Source organism: Nostoc sp. (assembly GCF_036917235.1).
In the GTDB taxonomy this organism is placed as follows: domain Bacteria; phylum Cyanobacteriota; class Cyanobacteriia; order Cyanobacteriales; family Nostocaceae; genus Nostoc.
In genome coordinates this window covers 156,743-179,299 of sequence record NZ_JBALDU010000099.1, presented here as the reverse complement: position 1 = coordinate 179,299, position 22,557 = coordinate 156,743, and the positions used below count along the sequence as shown (strand labels likewise).

26 protein-coding genes are annotated in these 22,557 nt (G+C 42.3%); 12 read left to right on the top strand and 14 right to left on the bottom strand.

Translation table 11 applies throughout. From position 1 onward, the window contains the following. Window positions 1-80: 80 nt before the first annotated feature. Window positions 81-1,145 carry a YheT family hydrolase gene (locus V7K44_RS28620; protein ID WP_334936720.1) on the bottom strand — a complete coding sequence of 355 codons (1,065 nt, stop codon included), beginning with the start codon at window positions 1,143-1,145 and terminating at the stop codon, window positions 81-83. Window positions 1,146-1,302: 157 nt separating this feature from the next. Here V7K44_RS28620 and V7K44_RS28615 point away from each other — a divergent pair, with 157 nt between their 5' ends. Continuing rightward, window positions 1,303-2,046: a response regulator transcription factor gene (locus tag V7K44_RS28615; RefSeq protein WP_334936718.1), complete on the top strand. Its 744-nt coding sequence runs from the start codon at window positions 1,303-1,305 to the stop codon at window positions 2,044-2,046. Between the two features lie 359 nt (window positions 2,047-2,405). Here V7K44_RS28615 and V7K44_RS28610 read toward each other — a convergent pair whose 3' ends face one another. Continuing rightward, on the bottom strand, window positions 2,406-3,248 hold the full coding sequence (locus V7K44_RS28610) for a methyltransferase domain-containing protein (protein WP_334936716.1): 843 nt from the start codon (window positions 3,246-3,248) through the stop codon (window positions 2,406-2,408). Between the two features lie 222 nt (window positions 3,249-3,470). Here V7K44_RS28610 and V7K44_RS28605 point away from each other — a divergent pair, with 222 nt between their 5' ends. The 3 genes from V7K44_RS28605 to V7K44_RS28595 all read left to right on the top strand — a co-directional run bounded on the left by V7K44_RS28605 (window position 3,471) and on the right by V7K44_RS28595 (window position 5,872). Continuing rightward, window positions 3,471-3,626, top strand: a complete 156-nt coding sequence (locus V7K44_RS28605; RefSeq protein WP_334936714.1) for a hypothetical protein — start codon at window positions 3,471-3,473, stop codon at window positions 3,624-3,626. Window positions 3,627-3,689: 63 nt separating this feature from the next. Further along, complete coding sequence (locus V7K44_RS28600; protein ID WP_334936713.1) at window positions 3,690-5,027, top strand: TrkH family potassium uptake protein; 1,338 nt, start codon at window positions 3,690-3,692, stop codon at window positions 5,025-5,027. A 149-nt stretch (window positions 5,028-5,176) separates the two neighbouring features. Beyond that, window positions 5,177-5,872, top strand: a complete 696-nt coding sequence (locus V7K44_RS28595) for a potassium channel family protein (RefSeq protein WP_292726573.1) — start codon at window positions 5,177-5,179, stop codon at window positions 5,870-5,872. A 208-nt stretch (window positions 5,873-6,080) separates the two neighbouring features. On the opposite strand, the gene V7K44_RS28590 is transcribed toward V7K44_RS28595, so the two are convergent. Beyond that, window positions 6,081-7,181, bottom strand: a complete 1,101-nt coding sequence (locus V7K44_RS28590; RefSeq protein WP_334936711.1) for a tetratricopeptide repeat protein — start codon at window positions 7,179-7,181, stop codon at window positions 6,081-6,083. Between the two features lie 114 nt (window positions 7,182-7,295). Beyond that, on the bottom strand, window positions 7,296-8,507 hold the full coding sequence (gene queA, locus V7K44_RS28585) for a tRNA preQ1(34) S-adenosylmethionine ribosyltransferase-isomerase QueA (protein WP_334936860.1): 1,212 nt from the start codon (window positions 8,505-8,507) through the stop codon (window positions 7,296-7,298). Window positions 8,508-8,752: 245 nt separating this feature from the next. On the opposite strand from queA, the gene V7K44_RS28580 reads away from it, so the two are divergent. Continuing rightward, the gene (locus V7K44_RS28580; protein ID WP_012412259.1) at window positions 8,753-9,142 is read left to right on the top strand and encodes a hypothetical protein; all 390 of its coding nucleotides are present in this window, start codon (window positions 8,753-8,755) and stop codon (window positions 9,140-9,142) included. Window positions 9,143-9,211: 69 nt separating this feature from the next. Here V7K44_RS28580 and V7K44_RS28575 read toward each other — a convergent pair whose 3' ends face one another. Continuing rightward, window positions 9,212-9,709, bottom strand: coding sequence for a YraN family protein (locus tag V7K44_RS28575; RefSeq protein WP_334936709.1), 498 nt, complete (start codon window positions 9,707-9,709; stop codon window positions 9,212-9,214). Between the two features lie 122 nt (window positions 9,710-9,831). On the opposite strand from V7K44_RS28575, the gene V7K44_RS28570 reads away from it, so the two are divergent. After that, the gene (locus tag V7K44_RS28570) at window positions 9,832-10,329 is read left to right on the top strand and encodes a pentapeptide repeat-containing protein (protein ID WP_334936858.1); all 498 of its coding nucleotides are present in this window, start codon (window positions 9,832-9,834) and stop codon (window positions 10,327-10,329) included. Between the two features lie 115 nt (window positions 10,330-10,444). Here V7K44_RS28570 and V7K44_RS28565 read toward each other — a convergent pair whose 3' ends face one another. Then, the gene (locus tag V7K44_RS28565) at window positions 10,445-10,822 is read right to left on the bottom strand and encodes a hypothetical protein (RefSeq protein WP_334936707.1); all 378 of its coding nucleotides are present in this window, start codon (window positions 10,820-10,822) and stop codon (window positions 10,445-10,447) included. Between the two features lie 163 nt (window positions 10,823-10,985). Between V7K44_RS28565 and V7K44_RS28560 the strand changes: the two genes are divergently transcribed. Beyond that, window positions 10,986-11,786 carry a Uma2 family endonuclease gene (locus tag V7K44_RS28560; RefSeq protein ID WP_334936705.1) on the top strand — a complete coding sequence of 267 codons (801 nt, stop codon included), beginning with the start codon at window positions 10,986-10,988 and terminating at the stop codon, window positions 11,784-11,786. A gap of 218 nt (window positions 11,787-12,004) precedes the next feature. Here the strand turns inward: V7K44_RS28560 and V7K44_RS28555 are convergent, their stop codons facing one another. Further along, window positions 12,005-12,277: a hypothetical protein gene (locus V7K44_RS28555; protein ID WP_334936703.1), complete on the bottom strand. Its 273-nt coding sequence runs from the start codon at window positions 12,275-12,277 to the stop codon at window positions 12,005-12,007. A gap of 179 nt (window positions 12,278-12,456) precedes the next feature. Here V7K44_RS28555 and V7K44_RS28550 point away from each other — a divergent pair, with 179 nt between their 5' ends. Both V7K44_RS28550 and V7K44_RS28545 read left to right on the top strand, forming a co-directional pair. After that, window positions 12,457-13,500: a DUF262 domain-containing protein gene (locus V7K44_RS28550; protein WP_334936701.1), complete on the top strand. Its 1,044-nt coding sequence runs from the start codon at window positions 12,457-12,459 to the stop codon at window positions 13,498-13,500. Next, entirely contained in the window at window positions 13,493-14,089 is a 597-nt protein-coding gene (locus V7K44_RS28545) for a HEPN domain-containing protein (RefSeq protein ID WP_334936699.1), read from the top strand. Before V7K44_RS28550 ends, V7K44_RS28545 begins: the two co-directional genes overlap by 8 nt. On the opposite strand, the gene V7K44_RS28540 is transcribed toward V7K44_RS28545, so the two are convergent. From V7K44_RS28540 to V7K44_RS28530, 3 genes are all read right to left on the bottom strand, one after another. Further along, on the bottom strand, window positions 14,067-14,384 hold the full coding sequence (locus V7K44_RS28540) for a type II toxin-antitoxin system VapC family toxin (RefSeq protein WP_334936697.1): 318 nt from the start codon (window positions 14,382-14,384) through the stop codon (window positions 14,067-14,069). The genes V7K44_RS28545 and V7K44_RS28540 overlap by 23 nt on opposite strands. An 11-nt stretch (window positions 14,385-14,395) precedes the next feature. Further along, window positions 14,396-14,806 (bottom strand): hypothetical protein, encoded by a 411-nt coding sequence (locus V7K44_RS28535; protein ID WP_334936695.1) that lies wholly within the window; start codon window positions 14,804-14,806, stop codon window positions 14,396-14,398. 180 nt (window positions 14,807-14,986) lie between these two features. Further along, window positions 14,987-16,741, bottom strand: a complete 1,755-nt coding sequence (locus V7K44_RS28530) for an N-acetylmuramoyl-L-alanine amidase (protein ID WP_334936693.1) — start codon at window positions 16,739-16,741, stop codon at window positions 14,987-14,989. Between the two features lie 84 nt (window positions 16,742-16,825). On the opposite strand from V7K44_RS28530, the gene V7K44_RS28525 reads away from it, so the two are divergent. The 3 genes from V7K44_RS28525 to V7K44_RS28515 all read left to right on the top strand — a co-directional run bounded on the left by V7K44_RS28525 (window position 16,826) and on the right by V7K44_RS28515 (window position 19,637). Then, complete coding sequence (locus V7K44_RS28525) at window positions 16,826-18,463, top strand: CTP synthase (RefSeq protein ID WP_334936691.1); 1,638 nt, start codon at window positions 16,826-16,828, stop codon at window positions 18,461-18,463. 108 nt (window positions 18,464-18,571) lie between these two features. After that, window positions 18,572-18,994, top strand: coding sequence for a hypothetical protein (locus V7K44_RS28520; RefSeq protein ID WP_094347562.1), 423 nt, complete (start codon window positions 18,572-18,574; stop codon window positions 18,992-18,994). Between the two features lie 79 nt (window positions 18,995-19,073). Next, complete coding sequence (locus V7K44_RS28515) at window positions 19,074-19,637, top strand: Uma2 family endonuclease (protein WP_334936689.1); 564 nt, start codon at window positions 19,074-19,076, stop codon at window positions 19,635-19,637. Between the two features lie 28 nt (window positions 19,638-19,665). Here the strand turns inward: V7K44_RS28515 and V7K44_RS28510 are convergent, their stop codons facing one another. The 4 genes from V7K44_RS28510 to V7K44_RS28495 form a co-directional block, all read right to left on the bottom strand. After that, a complete protein-coding gene (locus V7K44_RS28510) occupies window positions 19,666-20,301 on the bottom strand; it encodes a type I restriction endonuclease subunit R (RefSeq protein ID WP_334936687.1) in 636 nt (211 codons plus the stop codon). Between the two features lie 3 nt (window positions 20,302-20,304). Further along, window positions 20,305-21,225 (bottom strand): ROK family protein, encoded by a 921-nt coding sequence (locus tag V7K44_RS28505; RefSeq protein WP_334936685.1) that lies wholly within the window; start codon window positions 21,223-21,225, stop codon window positions 20,305-20,307. A gap of 135 nt (window positions 21,226-21,360) precedes the next feature. After that, entirely contained in the window at window positions 21,361-21,570 is a 210-nt protein-coding gene (locus tag V7K44_RS28500; protein WP_334936683.1) for a hypothetical protein, read from the bottom strand. Window positions 21,571-21,636: 66 nt separating this feature from the next. Further along, entirely contained in the window at window positions 21,637-22,533 is an 897-nt protein-coding gene (locus V7K44_RS28495) for an ABC transporter permease (RefSeq protein ID WP_292726601.1), read from the bottom strand. Window positions 22,534-22,557: the final 24 nt, after the last annotated feature.

The following is a 22,557-nucleotide window of genomic DNA, read 5'->3' as shown; positions in this document are numbered from 1 at the left end:
CCATCTTCTCTATTTTGGGCTTTTAAGCAATACGACTCCATCTTTCGAGCATCTTAGCAACTAGAATATCGTCTCGCCTATTACTCTGTTCGTTGTTGCTCCAACCATTGTAAAACCCGATTCCATGCCCACCAAGGATCAGAATCGTTTACTTGACGCTGGCACTCTTTGCTACTCAAATAGCCAACATGACCGCCGTATTGAGTGAGTAACAAATCTATTGCGGAATTGCGATCGCACGCTTCTTCTAATTCCGGTATGATACTTGGGTCAAAAAGTGGGTCATCGGCAGCATATAGAATCAAAGTCGGTTTCGAGATTTGCGGCAATATTTGTAAAGCACTACTAGCTTGGTAATATGCTTCCACGGAAGGAAAACCAAGTCGCTTAATTACCAATTCATTGTCAAAACCCCAAATGCTATTCGCCCGTTCAATCGCTTCTGGGTCAAGGCTTCCAGGATGAGCATCATGAATCCGCCATGCCAGTTTTTTTAAATTTTGGGCAATCCCTGCTTCCAAATATCTGCCAAAGGGCTTTGTAACCAGATAAGATAGCGATCGCTCCGAATCTAAACTCGGACAAATCACCATACCACCGCCAATATCGCTATCTTCTAGCCCTAAATCTCCATACTCCCTAATCACCTCACCAACCACCTTCAGCGCCCATAGCGCCAATTGCCCCCCTAAAGAAAACCCTGTAAACCAAAATTTCCCCGGACATCCCATTGCCTTCGCAGCGGCGGCAATGCGAACAAAATCTTCCCCCTCATACAAACCATCAGAGGTGAGAGTCGGGGATAATTCGGCAGTTTTCCCGTGGGCACGCCAATCAAATAACACCACAGCATACCCTTGAGCATAGGCTTTACGTCCTAGCACTCTCAAAAACCATTCTGTTTTTAATTCTCCGGTAATGCCATAAGTGCCGATAATCGTGCTATGAGCATTTTCCGGGATGGCAACCAAGCCAAAAATTGGCACACCTTGACCACCAATGAAGATTTTCTCGTGATAAGACGGTTCTGGGTCTTTAGTAGTACTTTGCCAGTTACGTTTTCCCCACAAAGCGGTGTATACAGTCATCATCACACCGTTTTGTAAAAACCAAGACGGATTGTAGGGGGGAGTATAACACATCATAGACTATAAGATTTCGTGTAATTGAGTCTTGATTTCACAGTCATTTAATCTTAATATTTATGTAAGATTTAAAAACTTTTTCATCATTGATTCAAAAATCTTTGTATCTATCAAAGGTTGTTAATTATCCTTAATAAGTAGTAATAATTTTTTAAGAATGCCGAGGATTCTTGTCATAGACGATGACCCAGCGATTTCAGAACTAGTTGCCGTCAACTTGGAAATGGCTGGCTACGATGTTAGTCAAGCTGAAGATGGCATCAAAGGTCAAGCGCTGGCTCTCCAGCTACAACCAGACTTGATCATGCTCGATTTAATGTTGCCCAGAGTAGATGGGTTCACCGTTTGCCAACGCCTACGCCGCGACGATCGCACCTCTGAGATTCCCGTGTTAATGTTGACGGCTTTGAGCCAAACTCAGGACAAGGTGGAAGGCTTTAATGCTGGCGCAGATGACTACCTCACCAAACCTTTTGAAGTTGAAGAACTGCTGGCGCGGGTGCGGGCACTTTTGCGGCGGACTGATCGGATTCCCCAAGCCGCAAAGCACAGTGAGATTCTCAACTATGGCTCATTGACCCTCGTTCCCGAAAGATTTGAGGCAATATGGTTCAATGAGACGGTGAAATTGACTCACTTGGAATTTGAGCTACTTCACTGCTTGCTGCAACGCCACGGTCAAACAGTTTCTCCCAGCGAAATCCTCAGAGAAGTTTGGGGCTACGATCCTGATGATGACATAGAAACGATTCGAGTGCATATTCGCCACTTGAGAACCAAGCTAGAACCAGATCCTCGCCATCCCCGCTATATCAAGACAGTGTATGGTGCTGGATACTGTCTTGAATTACCCGGTGTACCTCCATCAATTGAAGGGGCTTCGGTAACAGTTGTTGAATAAAATCACGCTAAATTCCCTTATCTAAGCTATCACCTAGGCAAGAACTCTCTGTAACTCTTATTCCTTACCGCTTAGTTAAGGTTATTAGTGGAATTTACTAGTATGTAGAGATGTTGCAATACAACGTCTCTACAGGTGCATTCGTGACTTTTTAAGAAAAAGCGTCTTTTGTCAATAAGTTGATGGGAATAGCGAAACAGGTACACTTTTTAGCTGTTCGCTCGAAGCTGGTGGCATTATAGGCAATTTCACAGCAAAGTAAGGTTTCTGAAGGTAGACATTAGCCGTCATTGAATTTTTTAAATTGTAGTGCGATTGCGCTGTAATGAAACAGCGCGGTCTTCTCCCAAATAACTTTTCTACTTATTCCCGCATAACAACCCAAACCGAACTAACCCGCGCTCATAACCGCGACGCATCAACCCCAGCGATAACGCCCCTTGAATGGTAGTCCAACCGGCATTGAGTAAGCCCCAAAGTGCTTGGGGAGTGAACGCCGAATCAATGACTACATTCCAAAAGGGAGCGACGGCGGTTGACCAATCGGCGGTGCGAATATTGTTTAATGGAAGTTGACGTGCGATCGCTTCATATTCTGGTAAAGAAATCACATAAGGCAAACAATACACCCGATAAATATCCTGCAAGTGCTTTTCTTCATCCGCCGTCAGTGGTAACTTATCAGTCGGTCGATGACACCAAGTCACCATAATTAACTTCCCACCAGGTTTCAATACCCGATAGCACTCCTGGAGAAACTTCGTTTTATCTGGCATATGTTCGCCGCTTTCTAGCGACCAAACCAAATCAAAAGAATTGTCAGCAAAGGGCATTGCTTGAGCATTGGCGACTTGAAACTGAGTTTTCAGACTCAAATTTGCTTCCGTTGCACGTTCCGTTGCTCTGGCAGCTTGCACAGGACTCAAAGTAATTCCTGTAGCCTTAGCATTAAACTTTTCTGCTAGGTATAAAGAACTACCACCTATACCACAACCCACATCGAGGATATTTTCTGCTGCTTGTACCCCTGCCCAATTGAGCAGTTCTTCGATTAAATCAATTTGAGCTTGACGGCGGTCTTTTTTCTGACTGCCATCAGCACCGTAATAGCCGTGGTGCATGTGTTCGCCCCAAATCTGTTCCCACAGACCAGAGGAAGCATCGTAGAACTGCTGAATTTGCTGGTAAAGTGTTGCACTCATGAAAAAAGTAGTATTGAGACGAAGTAGAATTCAAAAAAACATACTGGTAGGCTACCATGTATGTTTTTAATTAAATAAGGGTATTTTTACTTCCAGAGAAGGTAAGCCGAGATTTATCCTTCTGGGAAAAATTTCTCAGTTTTACCTTAATAAACTTTACTGAGTCGAATTTATGTCAATTCTCCCAAATAAGTAAGCAGACGCAATTAAATAAAATATAAGATGTCATTGCGAGCGGAACGAAGTGAAGCGTGGCAATCTCAGTCTCTGCGATTGCAACTCTTAGAGACGCTCCGCGAACACTTCGTACCCCTGCGGGAAGGCTTACGCCAACGCAATGACGAACTATCTTATATTTATTTAGATCCACCTACTTAGGGCTACAGCTTCAAGCATCTGGCAACCCATTTTAAATCTGACTTTTTGAATTTTGAATTAATTATGACTGTCGCTCGCACAATTTGTTTGGGGTTTCTGGCTGTCATTGCTGTTGGTACTATCCTGTTGATGATGCCTTTCTCAACTAGCGATGGTACATGGAATAACCTCATTGTGGCACTATTTACCTCCACATCCGCAGTTTGTGTCACAGGTTTATCAGTAGTCGATCCTGGTACTTATTTTTCCTTTTGGGGTCAGTTATTTATTGCCCTATTAGCTCAGATTGGTGGGTTGGGCTACATGACAACCACCACATTTCTGATTTTGCTTATTGGTCGTAAGTTTGATATGCGGCAAAAAATCGCCATTCAACAAGCTTTAGACCGGCCAGGGATGAGTGGTAGCTCCCAAGTTATCCGTTCAATTATTGCCACAACTTTAATTTTTGAAATTACCGGAGTTTTCTTACTTCTACCAGCTTTTGTTCCAGAGTATGGGTGGAGTCAAGGACTTTGGCTGGCGATTTTTCATAGCATCAATGCTTGGAATAATGCTGGTTTTAGTTTATTTAAAGATAACTTAATTGGCTATCAGTCATCCTTCTTAGTAACCTTCACTATCTCTATGTTGATCATTTTTGGGGGAATTGGCTATCAGGTAATATTGGAAATGTATCTTTGGTTGCGCGATCGCGTTTTCAAAAAATATCTAAAAAAGCAATTGTTATCACTCGATTTTAAAGTTGCAACCAGCACAACCATTATATTATTAGCAATAGGGACAATAGCCTTTTTCTGTATAGAAATTAGAAACCCTGAAACATTTGGCTCTCTAAATTTACGCGACCAAATATTAGTAGCTTGGTTTCAATCAGTTACTCCCAGAACTGCGGGCTTTAACACCATCGATATTAGCAAAATGACTACTGCTGGTCTATTTATTACGATTGCACTAATGTTTATTGGTGCAAGTCCAGGTGGTACAGGAGGAGGGATGAAAACAACAACTTTGAGAGTTTTAACCAGTTGTACGAAAACGATTCTCCGGGGAAAAGAAGAAGTTTTGTTGTACGATCGCAAGATAGCAATAACTTTAATTTTGAAAGCTGTAGGTGTGTTAGTAGGCTCGGTAGCGACCGTGATTTTAGCCACCATTTTAATTAGCCTCACAGATCCAACATTAGATTTTATTCAAATTTTGTTTGAAGTAGTATCAGCCTTCGCTACCGTGGGGCTTTCTACAGGCATTACAGGAACTATCTCTACAGCAGCAAAGCTGATCTTAATCGTCACTATGTACGTTGGAAGAGTAGGTGTTTTACTGTTCATGTCTGCTGTACTAGGAGATCCCCGCCCTACCAGAATTCACTATCCTGAAGAAAATTTACTCGTGGGATAGTTAGGGAGAGGGAATAGGAATAGGGATAAAGAATAACTAATACCCAAACTGATAAAATATACATTAGAAGGCAAAAATAAAATTTTTAATTCAAGCGGTATAACCGTTTTTTGCCCTAAATACAGGGAGCCATCATAAGGATAAAAAGGGTGAATCTGTCATCATTAAGTTTTTTTCGCAGTTTACGTAAAGATAACCAACAATTTGCTGTAATTGGGTTAGGTCGTTTTGGAAGGTCTGTCTGTTCCACGCTGCACAATTTTGGCTATCAAGTGCTGGCAACAGATATTGATGAAAAACGAGTTTCAGAAGCATTAACTGAGGGAATAGTTGGTCATGCTTTGCAACTAGACTCTACAGAACCAGCCGCACTCAAAGAAGCTGGAATTTTTGAATTTGATACTGTAATTGTCGCGATTGGCAACTACGTTCAAGAAAGTATCATAACCACCCTAAATGTGAAAGAAGCTGGTGTCCCTCACGTAGTTGCTAAAGCTTCTAGTGAAGTTCATCGTAAACTGTTGCGGCGAGTAGGAGCAGATCATGTTGTTTTTCCTGAGTATGAAGCGGGTTGTGCCCTAGCGCGTACTCTTACCAAACCAGCAATTCTAGATCGGTTTGATCTCGACCCAGATAACAGTATTGTAGAGTTGATTGTGCCTGATGAATTTCACGGCAAAACCATCACTGAACTGCAACTTCGTAACCGCTACGGTTTAAATTTGCTAGCAGTAAGCCAGGATGGAAAATTTCAAATTAATCCTGATGCTACCAAGCGTTTAGAGCGTGGTTCAGCAATGGTTGTTATTGGTTGCAATAAAGATATTAATCGTTTGCCGATTTAAAAAAGTTAGGAGTTAGGAGTTATGCCGTGTGCAACTTTTACTCAAACCTAACCTCCAGTAGAGAATAGACTTATTGCATGAATCCCTTGCCCTCACCCTAAATCCCTCTCCCAAGCTTGGGAGAGGGACTTTGAAATTGGCTCCTGTTCTCCCAAAATTGGGAGAAGGGATTGGGGGATGAGGGCAAATTACCTTAACTCTGAGTTTTTTATTGTCCGGGACTTGTTGAAGTGGATTGTGGTTCAACTGAGACAGGTACATCGCCAGGGTTCGCGGGTATTTCTGGTTGATTTGGCGTCTGTGGCTCAGGTGTTTGTACTGTAGAATCTGAATTCTGAGAAGGAGTAGCTGTTTGACTGGCTTGAGGTTGCTGTTGCCCAGTTTTCTGAGCAATTTGCTGCATTAACTGCTCAATTTTCTGGGCTTGTTCAATGTTGCCTTGCTCGCGATATTCATTGTGAGCGCGTTTCAAGACTCCACTGGCTTTTTTGAACTCGCCCTGATTATATAAAGTTACTCCCAAGTTATAGTAAGCTGAGGCACTTTTTGGATTTAGACGAATCGCTTGCCGATAAACAGAAATAGCCTCAGGAGCTTGACCATGCATTGCTAGCAAATTTGCCATGTTGCTGTAGGCTGCGGCATTTTTAGGATCTAGCTTCAAAGCTTGGCGATAATTAGCGATCGCAGGCTCGATTTGACCTTGTTGTTGCAAGGCGATCGCTAAGTTAAGATAAGCATTGGCATTGCTGCCATCTAGATTAATTGCTTTTTGGTATGCAGCGATCGCTTCCTCTAACTTTCCTTGTTCATATAGCAACAAACCCAGATTATACAGCGCTGCCACCCTTGTAGAATCTATCACCAAGCTCTGGCGATAAGCCGTAATTGCTGCATCTTTTTCTCCTTGTCGGTGCAACACTAACCCTAAGTTGTAATAAGCTTCGCTAGAATTGGGATTAACTTTTATCGCCTCTGTAAATTCTTGTAAAGCTACATCCAGGCGATTTTGCTCCATAAATATATTACCCAGATAATTTCGTGCTGCCCCAAGGTTAGGATCTCGCTGCAACGCTTGGCGAAAGGCATATTCTGCACCTTGTAAGTCTTGGCGGTTATAGCGCGTGACTCCTTGCTGGAAAAAGCTAGCTGCTTCAAGATCCTGAGAAATTGCAGTTTCTGCCAGCAGCTTGCTAACTGGGAAATTAGTAATTGTCGGTGCAGCCAAAATCAAAAATGTAGAACAGCCACCGACTGTTACCTGACAAAACAAATTTAACCAATGAGAAAATAGGTATTTTTCAGACATTAATAGCAGACCTGTACTTATTTTTAACTCCTCATAAGTCAGAGTACCCACCACGAAAGAAAAAATTCCCAATTTCCAACTTTTGTACAGACGCGATTCATCGCGTCTCTACTCCTAACTCTTGTACAGACGCGATGAATCGCGTCTCCTAACTTCCACAGCTGAAGGCAAAATTAGCATGGCATCACCGAATGAATAAAAGCGATATCCAAAAGCGATCGCTTCGTTGTATATATTCAATAATCGTTGTCTGCCAATTAGGGCACTTACCAACATCAACAAACTGGAACGCGGTAAGTGAAAATTCGTAATCAAACCATCTACCACCCGCCATTGGTAGCCGGGATAAATAAACAAGTCTGTTTTTCCGCAAAATGGTTGTAAATTACCAGATTGAGCCGCACCTTCTAAGGCACGTACTGCCGTTGTTCCCACAGCAATAATTCGACCGCCAGCAGCTTTAGTAGCGCGGATTTGCTCTACTGTAGCGGCAGGAACTTCAATCCATTCTTCATGCATTTTATGAGTAGTTACATCCTCCACTTCCACAGGGCGAAATGTGCCTACACCAACGTGTAACGTCACAAAAGCTTGATTGATTTGGCGATCGCATAACTTTTGTAATAATTCTGGGGTAAAGTGTAATCCTGCCGTTGGAGCTGCGATCGCTCCTGGCTGTTTAGCATAAACTGTTTGATACTGCTCATCCGCAGCTTCAGAGGTAGTGATGTACGGTGGTAGCGGGACTTCACCAAATACCTCTAACAGTTGCACCAAAGTCTTGCCCTCTGGTACATCAAATTGCAACAAACGCCCTCCGGTTGCTGCATCTGTTTCTAGAACCGTAGCCGTGAGTTGGGGGCTGGGGATTGGCGAAGAATCTTTATAATCCCGAATCCCTAATTGTCTGGGTTCAAAAATAATCTTCGCTCCCAGTTTGAAGCTTTTTCCTGGCTTAACTAAAGCTAGCCAACAGTTATGCTGCCGTTCTTCCAACAGCAACACTTGGATTTTCGCACCAGTGGATTTATGACCATAAAGCCGCGCTGGAATGACTCTTGTATTGTTCATAACCAACAAATCACCAGAGCGCAGCAGTGCAGGCAAATCATGGAAAATATGGTGTAGAGGTGCTGCTTCGATGCCTGTAGTCGGAGAATTAATGACCAGTAACCGTGAGCTATCTCTAGGAACTGCTGGGTTTTGGGCAATGAGTTCTGGAGGTAGTTCGTAGTCATAGCCAGCTACCGAGCAATCTAATTCAAAATCTTTTGCTTGTGGACGAGATGTATCTTTCAAATTGACTTGTACTAGTTTTTGCTTTATTTAGTATTTATACTCTCTCAAAAAAGCTAGTTTAAGCTTTCTCTTCTAAAGGAACTTTAAGGGATCTTGGCTCAGTTTTGCCGCAAGGCTATAAGATTGTTACTATTAAGTAACACGGAAAACTTAACATAAAAATTGGGTAAACCTCCCCATCTAAAAACGGGGGCTTTTACCCTACCGGGAAGGGGCACTTATTGACGAATATAGATATGTAGGATTGGCTTTGATCCCAAGCACCAACAAACATGGAATACTTGTACTATCTGGCAAATGCCAGTCTAACCCTGAGGGTCGTTCAACACCTCCACGCTAGACCCCAGACACCAGTTTCGTTCGTCACCGTAATTCATCAAATTGATGGCTGGGTGGTTAGGATCAAACTCAAAGGTCAAGTCTCGCCCCAAGAAGATGGCGACTTTCGCGCTTTTCTAAATGAATTAGGAATTAGCTACGAACCGCCAATGAGGGTGCAAATGGCACTTTGGAGTTTGGAAGCGGGACAGTGCCCTGTGGATGTGATGCGTCGCTATCAAGTGGCGATCGTTTCTCATGGTAGCCCAGAGAGAGACGAAATTGAAGCATTTCGACAACAGTTTGTCCGAGGCTTAGGCTACTGTCCAGAAACTTTGGCGTGATACTTTTGGTTGTAACGCCACTACAAAATAGTTGGTTATTGGTAATCAAGATATTTTATCTATTACCGATTAGCCATTATCAATTAAAGAGTCGAAAGCTGCCGGAATGTATTCTTGCAGCTTAAACTTATATCCGGGTACTGATGAAGTCGCTAGAGCTTCCTGGTTTGCTGTAACCCCAATCAGATTTTTTGGTATCTTTTGACAGTAGACAATAGCAACATCAAATCGACAAGAATAATCTACCTTCTCAGGATACTGGGCTAAGAATGTTTCAGCTGTACGACAGATTTTTGCTTGCTTTTGTAGGGTAATTGCGCTTCTTCCCCCTGCATCCCAGCTACCAGAACTGCGGGTTTTGACTTCAACAAATGCCAATATTGAGTGCTGAGTGCTGAGTTCTCCTACTGCTCCTTTATCATATTCAGCAATAATATCGATTTCTCCCCAGCGGCTAGAAAAGCGACGATGGAGAATTATCCAACCTGTAGATTGCAACCATTCGGCTACTAGGTCTTCTCCTAAATGACCAATATCTGGATAATGAGATGGAGGAAGGTTAGCCATTGACTATAAATATCATGAATTCTGTGAATTCTAGGTTAAGCGATGCCTGCGGCGGACTACGCCTACGCACAGCGGATTCTACACTCGACTCATCCCCTACAAAACTGGGCTTGAAGTATCAAATGAAACATCAGGTTTGGGCAAGCATACTCGGCTTATTCCTGTGGGGAATAGTTGGCATCATCGCAACAGTCGGTTTTGCTCCTACAGCTTTGGCACTTGAATATAACAAAGAAATTTTGGTTGAGGCTGATTTCTCTGGACGTGATTTAACAGACTCTAGCTTTACTAAAGCTAATCTTCGCCAAAGCAACTTCAGCCACGCTAATTTGAACGGTGTCAGCTTCTTTGCCGCAAATTTAGAGTCTGCGAATTTGGAGGGTTCTGATTTAAGAAATGCCACTTTAGACTCGGCTCGTTTAGTCAGGGCAAATTTGACAAATGCACTGTTGGAGGGTGCTTTTGCTGCTAACGCTAGATTTGACGGTGCAATTATTGACGGGGCAGATTTTACCGATACGCTGCTGCGTCCCGATGAGCAAAAAAAATTGTGCAAACTTGCCAAAGGGACTAATTCTGTTACAGGACGAGATACGCGTGACACGTTGTTTTGTCCTTAGTATTTTATATCTGGGTATTGGAAATGGAGCATTGAAAAGAGGCAGAGGGGCAGGGTGCGGGGAGCAGAGGGGAAAATTCTTCTCCCTGCTCCCTGCTTCTCATTCCCCACTTAACCTACCAACCACGGGCACCAATCTTTTGACAAACAAGTTGCATTCCTTTGCCTGGTGAAGAATCGGCTACAAAAGCTATTTCTCCTTTCTGCTGATCGTCTTGAAGTAGCTGTCCATCTGAGCTATAAATGGCAATACGATTCCGAAAAAGCCGCGATTCTTTGCACGAAGCATCAAAGGTAGTTTCAAAGATGCCATCTCCATAGATTCCGTAAAGCTTATATGTAGTGCCCTGAATAGTTTTTGTGTCCAGAGCTACACTGTTTCCTAATTGATCGTGTCCTACAGTGATATATCTTTGTGCATCTTGGGCGATCGCACTGCCATTACTTAATAAAATAGCGATCGCTCCCACCATGCCGCCTATCTTAAAATACATACAGTTTCAAAATATAAGATTTCATATATTTCTATCCGCAATCAAAGCGGTTCTGGCAGGGTAAAAGCACTGAAATCAAGACAGAGCAAGGTGTTATACTAGTTAGTAACACTTTATGGGAAGCGTCAAGCACTAAATAAATAGCTGCAATACTTTTCAAAGTATGAGTGAAACACTTGCCGATATTGGCATACCACCCCAGTTTCCCGATCACACTCAACTACCAGAGTCGGATGGTACGTTTGTGAAAAATTTTCAAGAGCATCCCCAAACCGTCATTTTGACAGACTCAATTGCTCAAATTTTGCAACGCCTACATCCAGATGGACAGTATTGCATTGGTCAAGATTGTGGTATTTACTGGCGAGAGACTGAACCACCAGAAAAAGGAGCAGCAGCACCGGACTGGTTTTATGTGCCTGGTGTACCACCAAGGCTAGATGGCAAAAACCGCCGCTCATACGTTTTGTGGCGGGAATATATACCCCCATTGATTGCCGTAGAGCTAGCTAGTGGTAATGGCGATGAAGAACGAGATGTTACTCCTTTACCTCTAGCTGGTAGTCGGGAAGGCGCAAAACCTGGTAAATTCTGGGTATATGAGCGAATAATCCGAATTCCTTACTATGCAATTTATGAAATTATTAATGACAAACTGGAAGTTTATCACCTGGTAGATTTTTCTTACCACAAAATGCAGCCTAATGAGCGAGGCCACTACCCAATTACTCCTTTAGGAGTTGAACTAGGGTTATGGCAAGGAAGCTACTTGAATAATCCTGAGCAATTTTGGTTGCGCTGGTGGGATTTAGAAGGAAATCTGTTACTGATTGGTAAAGAAGAAGCTGAGTTGCAAAGACAAAAAGCCCAGCAAGCAGAACAAAGGGCTGAACAAGCAGAACAAAAAGCTGCACAATTAGCAGAACGGCTCAGGGCAATGGGTATCGATCCAGATGTAGAGTAATAGTTACTAAGTTATGGCAAGCCAAAAAACTTAGTAATCATGAGCAAAAGCTTACCCCAGACTTCAACTAGCTTTTGAGTAGAAGGCAAATCAGCGATGTCTATGACAGACTACGCCAACGCACCTTTCAATAAATTGAGGGCTGTTTTTGCTATCTTCTGCATTATTCCATCTTTTGGGTTTGGCAGTGGGGCGATCGCAAAGTACAGTCCCGTGCATCACTGTGCCGTCCTCAGCAATGTACCACCAACTGCATAAACGGCATCAAAACCAATTCTTTCTCCCCAAAGTGCTGCATCGGTTTGCTTGGATCGTAATCGAAGACTCGTTTCGACTAAATCATCACCGATTTCGTAATCTCCTGTTTCAACATTAATCGAGATAATTTTGCCAATGTTCTCTTGTGTCTCAACTTTGGCACGAATACTTTTTTGATAGAGTTCCTTTCCACGTCGGGCGACTTCTTGGCTACTGAGCGTCGGGCGGGACATAAATAAATCCCCTGTTTAAGCTGCTAGATTCTTGACTTTATTGTAGAGCAGAAGCTACAAAGGTTAGAAAGCAATGCTTGATTCTGTAGCAGGTAGGAAAGCGATCGCCTCAAAGCAGCAGAGGAGAAAAATGCTTTGACAAACTCGAAAGTAAGAAACTCTCGCACACTAAGAAAAACGTGAATCAAGACAACGAAGAAAAAACCCTTAATTTATATCCAATTGATTATCCTTTTGAAACTTTACACAGCCGCATTACTGCGAAGTCACCAAAGCTGATTTTAGATCCTGACTTTCAGCGAAAATATAAATGGGATAAAGACGGCTGGGAGCGGTCTTCAAAATTTATAGAGTCCTGTTTAATGAGGATACCTCTACCTTCCTGCTATTTCGCAGAATTTGAAGACGGTAAGCACATGGTCATTGACGGTGTACAGCGTCTTACAACTATTGTTCGGTTTTTTAATGATGAATTTGCTTTGGAAGGACTTAGTTCATTTAAAGAATTGGAAGGAAAAAAATTCTCGGAGATTGGTCAATATAAATCAGAGCTAGAGTCAACAACAATAAGGTGTATTATCCTTAGGAAAGAAAACCCTAAATATCTAATTAGAGAAATTTTTTCGAGACTAAATCAGGGAGCAGTTAAGCTATCAGATCAAGAAATAAGACATGCCATATATCCTGGTGAATTTGACAATCTACTTTCTGAATTAGCTAAGTTAGAAACAGTTAAAAAATTTGGTTTAGGTCAAGATGGTAAAAAAGTTAAAGATAGCCTAGAGGCTGAGGAACTAGTTTTGAGGTATTTTGCACTAAAAGGAACACTTGACAACTACCAGGATAGATTATCAAAGTATCTTGATGAATACACAGTGTTAAAAAAAAGTATAACCTTAGAAGAGATTGAGGTACTTAGAAATGAATTTAATAGTACTATAGATAAATGCGTTGCAATATTTGAGAGGGATGTTTTTATAGATACAACTAAACAAAAACGACGGCAAGCAATTGTTTATTACGATCTGTTAATGCACAGTTTTAGTGATATTGACAAAGAAATTCTCATTAAAAATAAAGAGAGGATTCAAAATAAATTTCAAGAGCTTTGCAAATTAGATGATTTTCAAAGAACATTAAGTAGTGGTTTACAGAATAAAAGCTCAATTCTAAGAAGAAGAAAGCTTTGGGGGGATTTGTTGGAGGCAGCAATTAATGAGTGAGCAAGAAATTCACGATAAATATGTAAACCTCTTTGAAAAATTGAAAGAAATTATTAAAGAAACTCAGGACAGAATTATCTTCTCAGAACCAGACCCATTTTTTGAAGATAATCTGAATTTCTTTGTGAAATCATTCCTGATTAGCATATGTGCATACTTAGAGTCATATCTGAAGGAAATAGCTTTTAGACGTATTGATGTTATTAATAGTAAACTTTCAAAACTCTCAATCCCGCGTAATTTAGTCCAGTGGGAGCTTTTGCGTCATAAAGATATCAAAGATAATGATTTGAAATTTGAATCTCTGAAGATATCTATTAAAAAAAACGACTTAGACGAACATATTTCAGGAAATCCATACAGAACAATAGCTCTCTTCAAGAAAATAGGTATGGATTTAAATGCTATTGAGGGGTTTGTCTACAAAAAAGATATTGTTACATCTATTGTTGTAAAAAGAAATAACATTGTTCATCATAATAGCCATGCGAGTGACGTTTCTATGGCTGATTTGATGATTTATATTGACAATATCATTGATTATATGGATTCAATAACTCAAGCTGTTAAGATAGAAAATACAAAGTGAATATGAAACTAATAATTGGTAAATCACCGTTTTGACGAAAAATGCGGTTCTTCATTTGACTGTATATCTCAGCTATTTCTTTGTTGATCAGATAGATATCAATCTCTGTCAGGAATGCTTGAACCACTTGTAAGTTCATCTCTCGACGCTCTGATTTTTCAGTCATGTAGAGCAACTCACCATAGCTAATGATGCTAATCCCAAAAGGATCTTGAGCATAGCTTCGAGCAGTTGCGACAACTTGAGGATTGTTATTAATGAGATAACTACAGTGATTTGTATCCAGCAAATACATAAATTATTGGCTTAAAACTTTGCTTTTGAGCGGGTTGCATCAAGAAATGCTAGGCACTCCTCTAGGTCGTCTCCATGCCAAGTACCAGCAAATTTGAGCAAATCTTGACCTGTATAACCTCGGCGGATCACAGATTGAGAACGATCGCCACGTTGTTTTATTTCAGCGATCTTAGCAGCAAAATCTTCAGGTGGTTGTGCTAGGTTCTTATCCTCCAGAAGGGAATCGGGCGGAGTCTGTGCTTGCTCTAAAGATGCCAGAATCGAACCTCCAGTGGAAGGTGATTTGGTCACTTCTGATTGAGATGGAACTGTTTTCTGAAAACCAAGAAATGCTATATATTGCTCAACCTGAGTTAGTTGGTCATCTGGAAGTTGAGCAATTTGTTGTTGAAGTTGACGGCGGCGGTCAAAGATAGTCATCGAACACCTCGCAGGAATGACTAAACTTTCATTTTACTTGATTGATATACTGCCAAATCCAGAGTATAACCCATTACATCTTATTACGATTAGAGATAGGCGATCGCAAATTTAGAAGAGTTATTAATGTTTCAAGGCGATCGCACTCCACCAAATACAACACTAGTTGTACCTCCAAATTTACCGCACACTCCTAACCCACTCAGTAATCCCCTGAGCGATCGCATCAGCCGTTTTCTTTTGTACCTCTGGGTTCACCACCTGCTCAAATTCATCGGGATTGCTCATAAAACCCAATTCCAGTAACACCGATGGCGCAGCTGCCGGACGTGTCAGCGCTAAATTATCCCAAAAAACACCATAGGAAGGTCTACCGAGTTTCTTCACTACATATTTCTGTAAAAATATTGCGAGGTTGTGGGCTTGGGGTTGATACCAAAAAGCGCCGAATCCCTTAATTTTCTCAGCATCGCCATCATCGGGTAGAGAATTGTGATGTATGGAAATAGCGATCGCCGGTTCTTCTCGACTGATAATTGCCTGACGTTCTACTAAAGAAACTTCGCGATCGTCTTCTCGCGTCATCACTACTGTTGCCCCTCGCCTCACCAAATCGTCGCGCAGCAACTTAGATACCACCAAATTCACATCTTTTTCTAAATATCCAGTTGGGCCACTGGCACCAGTTTCTTTACCTCCATGCCCTGGATCTAGTACAATCTTGAAATTAGCTAAAGGCTTGCGTCTTGTGTTCCCAATTTTAGGTGGATGACGCAAAGCCAAAACCAGGGTTGTGCCGTCGTATCTCAGCTTATATCCCCACTGTTGAGCTTTTTTGAGGTTAAAGGTGTATTTTACTTGTCCTGGGGCTTCCTGTTGCCAGTCTAGGCGATAAATTAGGGGGTTATCATCCAGGCGAATTATGTCTGTTTGGGCAGTGGTATTGTAGAGAGTAAGAGCGATCGCTTGCTCACTTTGTTGTACGCTCACCGGTACGGGAACTTGCAAGGGGAAAACTATCTCTGTCGCACTAGGGAGTTGACGGTATCCGACACTGCGAATTATTGTTTGTGGCGGAACTGCACCAGGTAAAATGCGGGTTTCTTTACTATTAATCCAAGCGCCATAATCTAGGCGCAACCATTCACCTTCCCTACCTGTAACCGTTGCGCGTGTGCCTTTGGGCAGTGGTGTAAGTCGAGAGTAATCGGTGCTAGGGCCAGTACGAGCAACGCCTGACTCTACTGTAACTTCAGAAATTGGCAACTGCGATTTTGAGAGGATTTCAATCTTACCAGATCCAGGTTGAGTTATCGTCTTGCCATCAAGGATCAGTTGAAATTGAGGTTTTCCCAAATCGGCGGCTGTTGCCATTGTGGTGCAACCTTGATAGTTGCCTACGCTAGACTGGGCATGAGGCTGATTTTGTCCTGTCAAAGCTGCCAAATTACTTGGTAGTTGTGCCTGTTGAGGTTGCGGTAAAAGAGCAATAGTTTGATTAGCCAGGGTTACAGAGACATTAGCGTTAGGGGGTGCGATAGCACTAAAACAAATTACTTCTCCCGGTAATCTGGCAATGTCAACTGCGGGAGTCAGGGAATCTTTCGCAAAGGCTACCCCCTGTGGTAGTTCCGGGCTAGCGTTAAGCCTGATTACCTTAATCTTAAGTTCCTGATTCTGGCGACGCACAGTAAAAAGATTCTCCCCTAACTGCAAGGGGAAACTAGGGGAAAAATGACCAGCTTTGCTGCGGGTAATTGGCTTACTATTGATCAAAACCTGACCATCTGGTGGTGCAGTGCCCAGAAAGAAGATTTTTTGGGCACTTGTCTGGTAGTTTGTCTGGGGAAAAATAACTATAAGAGATGGCTGTGCCAATGCTATTGAGGAGGAGAGAATAAAGCCTAATATTACTAATCCTAGAAGTTTTTTCACAGCAAATCACAGAAGATTACACCACAATAACTGTGGCACAATGACGGGATGTATTTTTAGAAGTTGTTAGAAATTCAAACTACTATGACTAAGTTTATCTTTGTTACTGGAGGCGTAGTTTCCAGTATTGGTAAGGGCATTGTAGCAGCAAGTCTAGGGCGTTTGCTCAAGTCACGCGAATATTCGGTGTCGATTCTCAAACTCGACCCTTATATTAATATCGATCCTGGCACGATGAGTCCCTTTCAGCATGGGGAAGTATTCGTTACCCAGGATGGGGCGGAGACAGATTTAGACTTGGGGCATTACGAACGCTTTACCGATACCTCGATGTCGCGCTTAAACTGTGTGACTACTGGCTCGATTTACCAGGCAGTCATCAATAAAGAGCGGCGCGGAGACTACAATGGCGGTACTGTCCAGGTAATTCCTCATATTACCAATGAAATTAAAGAGCGGATTCTGCGAGTTGCTAAAAGTACAAACCCTTCTGTAGTAATTACAGAAATCGGCGGGACGGTGGGAGATATTGAATCACTGCCGTTTTTGGAAGCAATTCGCCAGTTTCGTAAAGAGGTGGGACGGCAGAATGTGCTGTATATGCACGTCACGCTGGTTCCGTGGATTGCCTCAGCGGGTGAAATGAAAACTAAGCCGACACAACATTCAGTTAAAGAACTGAGATCCATTGGTATTCAACCAGATATTTTAGTTTGTCGCAGCGATCGCCCCTTACCCAAGGGATTAAAGCAGAAATTATCGGGATTTTGCGATGTGCCGGAAGAATGCGTCATTACTTCCCAAGATGCCAAAAGTATCTATGAAGTACCGCTAAATCTAGAACGGGAAGGAATGGCAGAACAAGTGCTGAACTTGCTGCAAATGGAACAACGTAAACCAGATTTGACGCAGTGGCAAACCCTGGTACAACGTTTACATAGTCCCAAGCATGAGGTAGAAATTGCCATTGTTGGTAAATATGTACAGTTAAGTGATGCCTATTTATCTGTAGTGGAAGCACTAAATCATGCGGCAATCTCCACCTATGGCAAACTGCGCCTGCGTTGGATAAATTCAGAAGATTTGGAAACGGAAGCAGCTGAAAATTATCTTGAGGGTGTCGATGGCATAGTTGTACCAGGAGGTTTCGGGGTTCGGGGAGTAGATGGCAAAATTGCCGCCATTAAATACGCGCGCGATCGCCAAATTCCCTTTTTGGGATTATGCCTGGGTATGCAATGTTCCGTGATTGAATGGGCAAGGCACGTAGGGGGATTAACAGGTGCTAATAGTGCCGAATTTGACCCTTATACAACTGATCCCGTAATTAATTTATTGCCAGGACAGCAAGAAGTAGTGGATTTAGGGGGTACAATGCGCTTAGGACTATACCCTTGTCGTGTTATACCTGATACTTTAGCTTTCAAGCTTTATCAAGAAGATGTGATTTATGAACGACATCGACATCGATATGAGTTCAACAATGACTACCGCGATCTGTTGTTAAAGTCTGGCTATGTGATCAGTGGTACTTCTCCCGATGGACGCTTAGTTGAAATTGTGGAATTACCCAAGCACCCATTCTTTCTTGCTTGTCAATTTCATCCAGAATTTCAATCACGCCCCAGTACCCCTCATCCCTTATTTAAAGGATTTATTCAAACAGCGATCGCTCTTTCCCTTTCGACATCTAGCACACCAACACCATTGGAGGTGTCATAACAATTCAAAATTCAAAATTCAAAATTAATTGCAACATTAACTTAGGGCTTCAGTAAATTTGGACATCCAGGGTGCATCATTCGTAAATTTCGGACTTGAGGAGATGTTGTGGCGTACTGGGTGAAAATCCTTTACGAGAGGAAAGAATATGTGGTGAATTTTGAGCGTGTCCATGCTTTTTGTTATGAACTCAATGGCAGGGTGACTTTTTGGCTACCCGATAGTGCCATTCCCATAGTGATTAACCCGCAAAGTAATTTGGAAGATTATCAAAAGATTTTTGATTATTTAGAATGTGTGACAGGATTAGAATTAGATCATGCCCACTGGGTAAGAATAAATTACGAAAAAAATGAATATGTAATTAATCTCAACTGTATCAGTTCCTTTTGTCATGAACCGAACGGTAGGATAACTTTTTGGTTGCCAGATGGCACTATTCCCATCATCATCAACCCTGTGAGTAATCCTGAATCTTATGAAAAAGTTGTGAAATACGTTAAGAAAGCAACAGGATATTCTTTGTCTTAGTGGGAACGAGGAACTTACTCTTGCTAAACTTTTAATTAAAGGTAACGAAGTTAGCAATAAAGGCACGAGGAAAGATTCAATGAATACTGTTGTGCTTAATCTAGAACCGATTGCTCATTTAACCGATGAGCAATTTTATCAATTATGTGTTGCCAATAGCGATTTAAGCCTAGAAATGAATGCAGCCGGAGAATTAATAATTGTGCCACCAGTAGGAGGACAAAGCGGAAATCAAGAAGCTGGACTAATTACCGATTTAGAAATCTGGAATCGTCAAGCTAAATTAGGCAAAGTTTTTAATTCTTCAACTATCTTTATACTTCCAAATGGTGCAAAACGTTCCCCTGATGCCGCTTGGGTAAAGTTAGAACGGTGGGAAGCTTTAACACTAGAACAGCGAAAAAAATTTCCGCCACTTGTACCCGATTTCGCAATTGAATTGCGTTCTGAAACAGATCGGCTTGCACCTATCCAAGCGAAAATGCAGGAATACATAGAAAATGGTTTGCGTTTGGGTTGGCTAATTAATCCTCAAGATAAGCAAGTGGAAATTTACAGACTCGAAAAAGCTGTAGAAGTTATGCAAATGCCGGCGATTCTTTCTGGAGAAGATATATTACCTGGATTTGAGTTGCAAGTATAGGTAAGTGATAAGCCTCATTCCCTAGTTCTCAGGGGGGTAAAAGCACAATTAATTCTCTAAGGCGCTTCAAGATACTGAGTACTTGGTGTAGTTCTAAATCACGTTCAATTGATAGCGCATCAGATCGGGCATACCAAGGATGTTCTTGTTGAATCAACTTGACAAAAACAAATTCCCTGCCGTTGATTAGTAAACCAAAAATTGGTTGTGCAGGATTTGGACGATCAAGCATATAAGCGAGTGCTTGAGGTAGGGCTGTCATCACATCAAATTTACTGCTTTTAGATTCGATGACAAGTACCCAAAAACGTTTTTGGATGACAAGAACATCAATGTTTCCTTTAACGATAAAGCTTTCGTCTTCAGCAGAAATCTCCACAGAAGTCTCGGTTTCAATCTCAAAAGGAGGTTGATAAAACCCAGCTAAATCGAGTAAAGGAGATAGCACTACCATCTTTACCGCCTCTTCTGACATCAGACGGTGCTTATTCAAGTTTAAATAGTTGCTTTTCACTCGCGCCATCGCTTGCTGTTCACCATCAGTCAGAGTTGGTAAATTTTCTGTCCATTCTGGAAAGAAGTTAATATCTGTGGCAAGTTGCAAACCAAATTTTTCTTCTAATTCGTAAAGACTTATATCTCTCGCTGGGATTGTTTGCACCATAATCTAAGATTCCGAATAGCGTTGCCATGCCAACTTTGCTGCACCTACCATCCCTGCAAAATTGCCTAACTCTGCTGGCAATATTTGTAAATCCACTCGTGATAAAGGCTGCACTCGCTTCTCAATTTCTGCCTTCACACCTGGTAAGAAAAACTCAAAACTGCCACTTATACCCCCACCAATCACGATCGCTTGCGGTGTGAGTACATAAATCAAACTCGTCAAACCAATTCCCAAACTATTACCATATTCTTGCCAAAAAGTCAATGCTTCGGTATCTCCTTGTTGGGCAAGAAAACCCAATTCGATGGGTTCTTTGAGAGTGCGGCGGCGAATTGCAGTCGCACAGGCATATTGTTCCAAAGAGCCTCGATTGCCACTATTACAAATTGGCCCATCGGGATTTAATGAAATTAAACCCAATTCGCCGGCGGCTCCTTGATGTCCAATAAATAGTTTGCCATCAAGGATAATTGCACCACCAACTCCAGTACCTAAAGTTAGCAGAATCAGATTTTGAAAGTGGCGACCGGCTCCCAGCCAAGCTTCTCCCAAAAGAGCGCAATTAGCATCATTAGCGATCGCAGTCGGTTTGCCAGTTTTAGCTTCTAACCAGTCTGCTAAAGGCACATCGATCCATCCAGGCAAATTAATGGCGATTTTAGCAATGCGTCCTGCGGCATCGGATGGGCCAGGAGTACCAACACCAATCGCAACAGCTTGATTATCTGGATCGATTTGTGCGATCGCATCTACCATCACTGCTAACACAGCTTCCGGCGTTGTTGGTTGAGGAGATGCCACAGTCAAAGATTGCAGACAAGTACCATCATCTGCAAAACGCCCCAGCTTAATTGCTGTTCCCCCGACATCAATGCCAATTACTTGAGAACTCACCACTTTAAAATCCTCAGACCAAACCATAGCCACCTAGCAAACCTTTGCGTACCCTTTGCGCTTACCTCTGCGCTCCTCTGCGTTTCAATTTCACCCCTCAATTCGCCATTATTTTCTGTAAATCTATACTTAGCATCTTGGCGCGAAAAAATTCTCAAATTTTTATTCTATTGAGTGCAAGTTGTTTTCATCACCGATTTTAAGATGCGCGGATTTCAACTCCGCTCTCTGTAAATTAGCAACAGTTGTGGTACGAAAACTCGATTGCTCCTGCCAAGCCGTAATTGGCGCACCTCTTAAGATACCAGCAAGAGCAACGGAAAGGATAAACCCGCCAGTAGCGGCAGCAATTAACGTTAGATTATCTTTCATACAAATCTCTGTATTGTTTATTTGTCCTTTGTCATTTGTCTAAAAATAATGACCAATAACCAATGATTACTGTCGGATTCTATTTTCTCTCCGTAATCGGGGATTGACAAATTCATTTAACCCTTCGCCAAGTAGTGATAACCCTACCACCATAAATGTCATCGTCAAACCAGGGAAAAGCGTAGTCCACCAAATGCCAGTAGGTAGAGCTTCTAGGGCTTGTTTTAAATCATGTCCCCATTCTGCCACTTCTTCAGGAAGTCCTAGCCCCAAAAAGCCCAAACCGCCCAAGACCAAAATCGCATCAGCGGCGTTGAGTGTAAATAGGACGGGTACGCTTTGAATGACGTTGAAAAACAGATAACGAGAAAGCACAACCCAAGTGGAAGCACCCATTGCTTGAGCAGCTTCGATAAACACTTCAGTTTTCACGCTCACGGTGTGGTTGCGAACAACGCGGTAATATTGGGGGATGTAGGCAATGCTAATAGCGATCGCTGCATTTAATATCCCACGCCCCACCACAAACGCCAACGTCACAGACAGCAGTAGCCCTGGTAGAGTGTAGATGCTATCCATAATAAATAGCAATACCTTATCTAATTTCCCACCGAGATAACCACTCAGCATCCCCAAAGGCACACCGATAATCATACTCAGCGCCGTTGCCAAAATCACCACCTGCAAAGCAGCTTGAGCGCCGAACAATGTCCGAGAGAACACATCATAACCCAGGCGACTAGTACCAAACCAATGTTTAGCTGAGGGTGGCTCGTGAATTGGATTAGAGAGAAAATCTTTCGGGTTTTGCAGCCATCCCCAAGCCTGCAATACGGGAGCAAAGAACGCCAGGAAGATGAAAAAGAGGGTAATGGCTAACCCGATGAGCATGAGTTTTTGGGAAAGATTGAGACTTTTGCCAAACTGTAAAAATGTCGGTAGCCGCCGTTTTGTAATGGCCATAGAGCGATCGCCTGGATCAAAGCT

Excerpts from the sequence above, each read along its gene's own strand:
- V7K44_RS28620 (WP_334936720.1), bottom strand. The coding sequence starts at position 1,145 with ATGATGTGTTATACTCCCCCCTACAATCCGTCTTGGTTTTTACAAAAC.
- V7K44_RS28615 (WP_334936718.1), top strand. The coding sequence starts at position 1,303 with ATGCCGAGGATTCTTGTCATAGACGATGACCCAGCGATTTCAGAACTA.
- V7K44_RS28610 (WP_334936716.1), bottom strand. The coding sequence starts at position 3,248 with ATGAGTGCAACACTTTACCAGCAAATTCAGCAGTTCTACGATGCTTCC.
- V7K44_RS28605 (WP_334936714.1), top strand. The coding sequence starts at position 3,471 with ATGTCATTGCGAGCGGAACGAAGTGAAGCGTGGCAATCTCAGTCTCTG.
- V7K44_RS28600 (WP_334936713.1), top strand. The coding sequence starts at position 3,690 with ATGACTGTCGCTCGCACAATTTGTTTGGGGTTTCTGGCTGTCATTGCT.
- V7K44_RS28590 (WP_334936711.1), bottom strand. The coding sequence starts at position 7,181 with ATGTCTGAAAAATACCTATTTTCTCATTGGTTAAATTTGTTTTGTCAG.
- V7K44_RS28580 (WP_012412259.1), top strand. The coding sequence starts at position 8,753 with ATGGAATACTTGTACTATCTGGCAAATGCCAGTCTAACCCTGAGGGTC.
- V7K44_RS28575 (WP_334936709.1), bottom strand. The coding sequence starts at position 9,709 with ATGGCTAACCTTCCTCCATCTCATTATCCAGATATTGGTCATTTAGGA.
- V7K44_RS28570 (WP_334936858.1), top strand. The coding sequence starts at position 9,832 with ATGAAACATCAGGTTTGGGCAAGCATACTCGGCTTATTCCTGTGGGGA.
- V7K44_RS28565 (WP_334936707.1), bottom strand. The coding sequence starts at position 10,822 with ATGTATTTTAAGATAGGCGGCATGGTGGGAGCGATCGCTATTTTATTA.
- V7K44_RS28560 (WP_334936705.1), top strand. The coding sequence starts at position 10,986 with ATGAGTGAAACACTTGCCGATATTGGCATACCACCCCAGTTTCCCGAT.
- V7K44_RS28555 (WP_334936703.1), bottom strand. The coding sequence starts at position 12,277 with ATGTCCCGCCCGACGCTCAGTAGCCAAGAAGTCGCCCGACGTGGAAAG.
- V7K44_RS28545 (WP_334936699.1), top strand. The coding sequence starts at position 13,493 with ATGAGTGAGCAAGAAATTCACGATAAATATGTAAACCTCTTTGAAAAA.
- V7K44_RS28540 (WP_334936697.1), bottom strand. The coding sequence starts at position 14,384 with ATGTATTTGCTGGATACAAATCACTGTAGTTATCTCATTAATAACAAT.
- V7K44_RS28535 (WP_334936695.1), bottom strand. The coding sequence starts at position 14,806 with ATGACTATCTTTGACCGCCGCCGTCAACTTCAACAACAAATTGCTCAA.
- V7K44_RS28525 (WP_334936691.1), top strand. The coding sequence starts at position 16,826 with ATGACTAAGTTTATCTTTGTTACTGGAGGCGTAGTTTCCAGTATTGGT.
- V7K44_RS28515 (WP_334936689.1), top strand. The coding sequence starts at position 19,074 with ATGAATACTGTTGTGCTTAATCTAGAACCGATTGCTCATTTAACCGAT.
- V7K44_RS28510 (WP_334936687.1), bottom strand. The coding sequence starts at position 20,301 with ATGGTGCAAACAATCCCAGCGAGAGATATAAGTCTTTACGAATTAGAA.
- V7K44_RS28505 (WP_334936685.1), bottom strand. The coding sequence starts at position 21,225 with ATGGTTTGGTCTGAGGATTTTAAAGTGGTGAGTTCTCAAGTAATTGGC.
- V7K44_RS28500 (WP_334936683.1), bottom strand. The coding sequence starts at position 21,570 with ATGAAAGATAATCTAACGTTAATTGCTGCCGCTACTGGCGGGTTTATC.
- V7K44_RS28495 (WP_292726601.1), bottom strand. The coding sequence starts at position 22,533 with ATGGCCATTACAAAACGGCGGCTACCGACATTTTTACAGTTTGGCAAA.